The organism is Novipirellula sp. (assembly GCF_041583735.1).
Lineage (GTDB): Bacteria > Planctomycetota > Planctomycetia > Pirellulales > Pirellulaceae > Novipirellula.
Genome location: NZ_JBFHFD010000408.1, coordinates 1 through 7959 on the forward strand (window position 1 = coordinate 1; position 7959 = coordinate 7959).

Genomic DNA, 7959 nt, shown 5'->3' on the forward strand with positions numbered 1-7959 from the left:
AAACAGGAGCGTGGTTAACGCGGAAATCCATAGATTTTTGTGGAGCGATCTGAACGCTCGTGTTTCAGAGGCTTCAACAAGACATGGAAAGTTGCACAAGAGCTAGTGACCTTAAACTGCGTCGGTTCGTTAGCCGCGGGCCGCAAGGGCAGCGGGTGATGCGTGGCACCCGGCCGCTCATGCGTCACGGCTCAATAAATCAACAGCCCGCTAGCAGCACGCGACGAAATTAAAAATCGTCGGCGGTATCGGTCGCGTACTTGTTGCGTAGCAGATAACCGACAAACGCAATCACACCAAGGATTCCAAGGAAGATGAACAACGCGACCATCCGCGACACACCCAAGATATCCGAGATGCCGGTAATGCAAATATCATAAATCACGATGCGGATAAACCAGCCTACAAGTCGACCAATCCCACCACCACGACGCGCCAACAAAGACGAAGGAAGAGAAAGCAATAGAACACCCTGCTCACAATCGGGAACAATAAACGAAGCTTTGGATCGACGTTTTGACCACCAGAGCGAAGCAGAGCTTCCATGTGTCAAATCGTTTCACACAACGATGGGACTGGTATAAGTGGAATCGGTCCCCCTGTCAATGTTTTTCGGGGCCACCCAGCGGAGGCGAGAGCAATCCTCGTCGCTCAACCCGCAAAAAACGAATAATTCTTCTAAAAAGCCATTGACCGACCGCTAACATTTCCGTGTGCAAAGGACGCACTCTGCTAGCCGGCAGCAGACCCTGCACGATGCGATAGGGATTGCCCAGAAGGGCGATCCCTGTGTCTCTGTTTCTTTCTGAATCCAACTCGATTCGTGTTGCGATCGTGTTGTCGCGCTGACCTCGTAGCCATCGGCTCGGGTGCATTTGTTCACGATTTCGTGTTGGATCGAAACCAAAAACAATTTAAAGAGAATCGTAAGATGAGAAATTTCGTTGCAATGGTTGCCGCCGTGGCTGTGATGACTGTCCCAAGTTTTAGTTTTGCCAAAGAAGCTGACGCTTCGCCCGGTAAGACGATCGTCGATATCGCTGCGGGCAACGAGGACTTTAGTACGCTTGTTGCTGCTGTGAAAGCAGCCGGACTGGTCGAGACACTCAGCAGCAAAGGTCCCTTCACTGTGTTCGCACCGACCAACGATGCGTTTAACAAACTACCCAAGGGGACGGTCGAATCGCTGCTGAAGCCAGAGAACAAAGACAAGCTGATTTCGATTTTGAAATATCATGTCGTGTCTGGCAAAGTGATGGCGGCAGACGTCGTCAAGTTGGACGAAGCCAAAACCGTCCAAGGACAATCGGTCAAAATCAGTACCGGCAGCGACGGCGTGACCGTGAATAAGTCGAAGGTCGTCAAAACGGATATCGAAGCATCCAACGGAGTGATCCACGTGATCGATTCGGTCTTGTTGCCTTCGGACAAATAATTGGCTCGTCGCGTTCGCGACCGATTCCAAATATGCTGCCTCGGTCGTCCCGCTAGAAGGGATGAGCGAGGCTTTTTTTTGTCAGCGTGATCAACAAAGCCAAAGGGATCATCGAAGCCAAACTCGCCAAGCGTTTCGGACGGCCGCAAGGATCGACAAACTTTCTTGAGACTTTGGACGATCGGGATGTGAAATAGCGTTATTCACAACGCCCTTACTTTGACAGTGAGGGGTTTTCTCGCTACTCTAACACCACAACCCCATTTTGCCACAATCGTCTATGTCACGTCTCGCTGTTTTGCTGTTTGCCCTAATTCTGTCGGCTGGCGCCGTTGCGTCGTCGTCAGCACGGGGAAGCTGTGGCGATTGGTTGGCACATCCGGGTGCAACGGCTTTGGATGACACGTCGCAAACGACGGCTGCGTCTGATGCCGGTTTTGACGGTGCAAGGAACTTGCAAGTGGCGGACGAATCGCACGCACGCGATTCACAACCAAGTCCTTGTCGCGGTCTGCACTGTGAACAGGCTCCCTTAGCACCGCTGCCGTTACCCGCATCGCCGGTCAACGACCAGCGACTTCCCGATCTCGCTTTTTGGGTGATGGTTTCCTCTGTACATGAGTTTGAAATCACTCGCCGAGGCACCGAATCCAAGATCAGATTACCCGCAGGTAATCAGCTCACGATCGAACGTCCTCCCGAAGTCTAGCGTCCCAGAGTCTCTCACTCTATTTTCCGCGTTGGCGTTTGTTTGGCATGCTTGTCCGTTTGATGGGTGCGTCGAGCAGAGCGTCTCGTTGCATCGGCGATTGTTCTGCATGCCGGGCGCGTGCGCGAAACGACTTATCGCAAAGCCAGGTCGGCGAATCGCGTTTGTGAACCCGATGGCATGCATTAGGTCTAGCGGGACGGCGCGAGCCGTCCGGTTGCAGCGATTGAATCGTTCGAGTGCAGACCCCGTCGCTTACGAGTGCAGTGCTCGAGCTTCGGCCACTCACGCGTCACCGCTCACGCGATTAACTGCCCGCTCATGCCAACCTGCGGAACGTGAACATCCTGCGGGATGATCACCTGGACCTTACGAATCAGCAAATCCATGAAGTGAAAAATATATGTCTAGTGCCACTGTGAACAGCGGTTCAGCTGCGGCTGTTAAAAAGAAGAAGTATGTGCGCGCTGTGGGGCCGCGACTTCGCAAGCTGCTGTATATCGTCTTTGCGCTCGTCGCATTGCTCTACGCGAATTCCGGCTACCTTTCGCTGATTACCTTCCTGGAGTGGAAGAACAGCGAAACGTATCAAGATTATTACTACCAATACATGTTCCTCGCCCATCTGGTGATGGGGTTGCTGTTGATTGTTCCGCTGGTCGTGTTTGGGTTGGTTCATATGTGGAACACCCGCACGCGACGTAACCGCCGGGCACTGCGGATCGGGTATGCGTTGTTTGCCACCAGCATCTTGATTCTTGTTAGCGGTATTTTGCTGATGCGAGTGAGTGGGTTTGATTTGAAACAGCCTCTGGCTCGCAGTACCGTTTACTGGTTGCATGTCGCCTGTCCCCTGATTGTGATCTGGCTGTATTGGTTGCATCGCTTGGTAGGGCCAAAGATCAAATGGCGAGTCGGGCTGGGGTTTGCCGCAGCCGCCGCCGTTTCCATCTTGGCTCTCGCGATCGCTCAAATGCAAGATCCGCGAAACTGGAATGCCAAGGGACCGAGTTCGGGGGCACAATATTTCGAGCCCTCGTTGGCCCGAACCGCGAGCGGGAACTTTATTCCTGCGGACACGATGATGCAGGACGAGTATTGTTTGAAATGCCATGCCGATGTGCACAAAGCGTGGAGCGACAGCGTTCACAAGTTCAGCTCGTTTAATAACCCGCCCTATTTGGCCAGCGTCACGGGAACCCGCGCGCTGTCGATGCAGCGTGATGGTTCGGTTCAAGCGTCGCGATGGTGCGCCGGTTGCCACGACCCGGTGCCGTTCTTTTCAGGCGCATTCGACGATCCCAATTTTGACATGCTCGGACACGCGACATCGCAAGCAGGGATCACCTGTACGGTTTGCCACGCGATCACCCACGTCAATAGCGTCAAAGGCAATGCCGACTACACGATCGAAGAACCGCTGCACTATCCGTTTGCGTTCAGCGACAATGCGGTGCTGCAGTGGGTGAACAACCAATTAGTCAAAGCAAAACCGTCCTTCCATAAAAAAACATTTTTGAAACCCTTTCACAAAACGGCTGAATTCTGTTCGACCTGTCACAAGGTGCATTTGCCGCTCGCACTGAATCACTACAAAGACTTTCTTCGCGGACAAAACCATTACGATTCGTACTTGTTTAGCGGGGTTTCGGGACACGGTGCCCGCAGTTTCTATTACCCACCGAAGGCTCAGCACAATTGCAACGAATGCCACATGCCGCGGGTCGCTTCGGACGACTTCGGCGCTCAAGTTGATCCGGCTACCGGACAGTTGAGTGTTCACGATCACATGTTTCCTTCGGCCAACACCGGCATCGCATGGCTTCGCGGCGCCGAGGATGTGATCGAAGCTCATCGCGAATTCCTCCAAGACAATGTCCGTGTGGACTTGTTCGGGATTCGCGAGGGCGGTGAGATTGATGGCAAGCTGACCGCTCCGCTTCGCCCCAACGTCCCGACGTTAAAGCCAGGCGAAACCTATTTGCTTGACGCTGTCGTGCGAACGCTGAAACTCGGACATTTGTTCACGCAAGGAACGGTGGATTCGAACGAAGTTTGGCTCGAGGTCACCGTCACCAGTGACGATCGTGTGATCGGGCGCAGCGGCGCGGTGAATGCAGACAAGTTCAACGAAGTCGATCCGTGGGCCCATTTCTTGAACGTCTTTATGCTCGACAAAGATGGCAATCGAATTGACCGTCGTAACGCGGAAGACATTTTCACGCCGCTTTACAATCACCAAATTCCACCTGGCGCCGGACAAACGGTTCACTACGAACTGGAACTTCCCGACGATCTTGACGCGCCGGTGACGGTCGAAGTGAAGGTTCAGTACCGGAAATTTGACCAACGTTACATGAATATCGTCGCCAACGAAAACGAAAAACTGGGCCAGATCATTCGTGGTCACCAGCCGGGCAAAGAGTACCGAAACGACTTGCCAATCGTGACGATGGCCACCGACTCAATCACTTTTCCGGTCGCAGGCGTGCAGGCCGAAGTTACGAATCCAAAACGTGATATCCCCGAGTGGCAGCGTTGGAATGACTATGGAATCGGACTGCTGCTGAAGGGCAAAGCAGAATTGCGGCAAGCCGAAGAAGCGTTCAAGGAAGTGGAAAAACTAGACCGCTACGATGGCCCACTCAACTTGGCTCGTGTGCTGAACACCGAAGGACGTTTGGATGAAGCGGTCCAGGCACTGAACCGTGCAAACCAGTACGCAGACCAGCCCGACTTTCCTCGTTGGACTTGGGCTTGGCTGTCAGGCGAAATTAATGCTCAACAAGGTCGTCTGGAAGAGGCGGCGCTAAACCTTCGCAGCGTGCTCGAAGACAATACCGAAGAAATGCAGCGACGTGGATTTGATTTCAGTTTAGATATCGAAGTCATCAATCTGCTCGGACAAACGTTGTTTGATCTCAGCAAGGTTCGCGAACGTCAAGGGCGACAGCAGGAATCGCAGCAGTATGTCAACGAAGCGATTCAGCAATTCAAGACGACACTGGAGATCGATCCCGAAAACGTTTCGGCGCATCACAATTTGCAGCAGTTGTACGAAAAGATCGGCGACGAAACGCTGTCAGAAAAACACAGCAAACTGCACCTGCGATATAAACCCGACGACAACGCCCAAAGCCGAGCGATTCGATTGGCACGCGAAAAATATCCTGCCGCCAACCATGCTGCCGAAGCGGTGGTGAAGTATTCGCTGACGCGGTCTGCGGAATAATCGTCGTTGATTGCTCTGGGATCTTACGTCGACGCTGAAACGGCGTTTCGATCGCCGAGAACGTCAAACCAATTACTAACCCAACCTTGACTGAATATGAATAAGAATCATTTGAAAAACAATAATTCAGAAATCCAAGACGAAGCCGAACATCTTGATGACGCGGTGATCGGACATGCGTTTCGAATTTCGCTCGTCGCGATCGCCATGTTAATCGTTGTTGGCGGTGTTGCCGTTTATCTGTTTTCGCGTCCAGAACCAGCGCCGGAGGTGCGCGAGACAAAACTGGCTCCGGTGAAAATTCGCGAAGTTTCACCAGTGGAAATTCCCAAAGTCATCTTCACCGATGTCACCGACGAGGTCGGTATCGATTTCGTCCACAACAACGGAGCGACGGGCGATAAGCTGCTTCCCGAGACGATGGGAGGCGGTTGTGCGGTGCTCGATTTTGATAACGACGGCGATCAAGATGTCTTGTTCGTCAATTCAAAAAACTGGGACTGGGATCTCGAAAGCGGCAAAGCAGACTCGGATTCGCAAAGCACAATGGCGCTGTATCGCAACGACGACGGACATTTCACCGATGTCACTGCGGGTTCGGGGCTGGATGTTTCCGCGTACGCAATGGGAGCCGCCGTGGGTGATTATGACAACGATGGAAATGTCGACGTCTTTATCACGGCGCTGGGAACCAATCGGTTGTTCCGCAATCGGGGTGAGGGCAATTTCGAAGAGGTGACTGAAGTCGCGGGCGTCGGTGGTGACGATGATCGCTGGAGCACCGGGGCCGGCTGGTTTGATTACGACAACGATGGCGATTTGGATTTGTTCGTCGCCAATTATGTCCAGTGGACTCGCCAATACGATCAAGCCCAGAATTTTCAACTGGTCGGCGGCGGACGTGCCTATGGCCGCCCTCAAAATTTTGAAGGCTCCTTTCCTTACTTATACCGCAATGAAGGGGACGGCAAATTTACCGATGTCTCGGCCGAAGCGGGGGTTCAGGTGCGAAATCCCGCTACGGGCGTTCAATTGGCAAAATCACTGGGGGTTGCTATCTGTGACCTCGACGAAAACGGAACGCTCGATCTGATCGTTTCCAATGACACGGTACAGAACCTGTTGTTCCGCAACACCGGCGATGGCAAATTTCAAGAGTTTGGAGTGTTGTCGGGAATTGCCTTCGATTCGGGCGGCAACGCGCGCGGGGCGATGGGAATCGACGTCACGCCGCTGCGAAAAGGCAAAGCGATGGCAGTGGCGATTGGAAACTTTTCCAACGAAATGACCGCGTTGTATGTTTCTAAACGAGGTCGGATGCAATTTTTTGACGAAGCCATCTCCACCGGGCTTGGCCCCAGCACGCGATTGGAATTGACCTTTGGAATCTTCTACTTTGATTATGACTTGGATGGCCGCTTGGATCTGTTTTGTGCCAACGGACACTTGGAAGAAGACATCAATCGGGTGCAACCGAGCCAACATTACGAACAACCGCCTCAACTGTTTTGGAATGCGGGTTCGACACAAGGGACCGAGTTTGTCAAAGTCGATGCCGCGCACTGTGGCGAGGATTTGCTGAGACCCATGGTCGGACGCGGAGCCGCGTATCTCGATTTTGATAACGATGGCGATTTGGATGTTTTGGTCACGGCAACCGGGCGTAAACCACGGCTGTTGAGAAACGATCTTGATCTAAAACATCACTACGTTCGCTTTCGTCTCGAAGGCGACGGAGTGAAGTCCAACCGCGACGCGATCGGCGCTTGGGTCGAATTGACCGTCGGCGACGAAGTGTTTCGCAAACAAGTGATGCCGACACGCAGCTATCTGTCGCAAGTCGAATTGCCGGTCACGTTTGGATTGGCCGATGCCGAAACGATCGACAATGTGACGATCCAGTGGCCGGATGGGCAACGGCAAGATTTAGGATCGGTCGACATCGATCAAACGCATGTCGTGCGTCAAACCAAATGAGTCGACTTGTTCCGCGGGCCGGAGCCATAGGAACGAGGGTTACTACTTCTTCTTTTTGCCGTGAGACTTTTTTTCGTTGCTGCCTCGTTTGGTGATCGAGATGACGTCCGATCCCGCCAACATGATGCGGCGGCCATCTTCGGTCTTGATCGCCAGTTGTTGCGACAGGATGTCTTGGCCTAACACGGTGGCACTGCCGTCACGCGTCAAAATTTGGCTGCCCACCGGCGGCAGTTCTGCGGCCAGTTCTTCGTACGTGTCAAACTCGTATCGAAGACAGCATTTCAAACGACCACAGCGGCCTGAGATTTTTGTCGGGTCCAGCGTCGCTTTCTGCAGTTTCGCCATCCGCATCGATACCGGTGGCATCTTGCTGAGATGGTTGGCGCAACAAATGGGTTGTCCGCAATCGCCGTAATCGGCCAACAGTTTCGCTTCGTCGCGAACTCCGATTTGCCGCATCTCGATCCGCGTTTGGAAATGGCCTGCCAAATCACGAACGAGTTGACGGAAATCGATCCGCTGTTCGGCCAAATAGTAAACCACCATCCGTTCGCCACCCAAAATCCGTTCGGCGTCGACGACATCCATTTGCAGATTCAAACG

The 7959-nt window shown here is 53.2% G+C and carries 6 protein-coding genes; 4 read left to right on the plus strand and 2 right to left on the minus strand.

The window, feature by feature from the left end:
- Positions 1 to 229: 229 nt before the first annotated feature.
- Entirely contained in the window at positions 230 to 463 is a 234-nt protein-coding gene (locus ABX962_RS24115) for a hypothetical protein (protein WP_339943801.1), read from the minus strand.
- Positions 464 to 970: 507 nt separating this feature from the next.
- Here ABX962_RS24115 and ABX962_RS24120 point away from each other — a divergent pair.
- The 4 genes from ABX962_RS24120 (at position 971) to ABX962_RS24135 (ending at position 7353) form a co-directional block, all read left to right on the plus strand.
- Complete coding sequence (locus tag ABX962_RS24120; RefSeq protein WP_372723061.1) at positions 971 to 1435, plus strand: fasciclin domain-containing protein; 465 nt, start codon at positions 971 to 973, stop codon at positions 1433 to 1435.
- A 280-nt stretch (positions 1436 to 1715) separates the two neighbouring features.
- Positions 1716 to 2144 (plus strand): hypothetical protein, encoded by a 429-nt coding sequence (locus ABX962_RS24125; protein WP_372723053.1) that lies wholly within the window; start codon positions 1716 to 1718, stop codon positions 2142 to 2144.
- Between the two features lie 403 nt (positions 2145 to 2547).
- Complete coding sequence (locus tag ABX962_RS24130) at positions 2548 to 5376, plus strand: tetratricopeptide repeat protein (RefSeq protein WP_372723055.1); 2829 nt, start codon at positions 2548 to 2550, stop codon at positions 5374 to 5376.
- A 96-nt stretch (positions 5377 to 5472) separates the two neighbouring features.
- Positions 5473 to 7353: a CRTAC1 family protein gene (locus ABX962_RS24135; protein WP_372723057.1), complete on the plus strand. Its 1881-nt coding sequence runs from the start codon at positions 5473 to 5475 to the stop codon at positions 7351 to 7353.
- Between the two features lie 42 nt (positions 7354 to 7395).
- Here the strand turns inward: ABX962_RS24135 and ABX962_RS24140 are convergent.
- Positions 7396 to 7959: stage 0 sporulation family protein (locus tag ABX962_RS24140; RefSeq protein ID WP_372723059.1), on the minus strand; the 564-nt coding region annotated here is incomplete at its 5' end.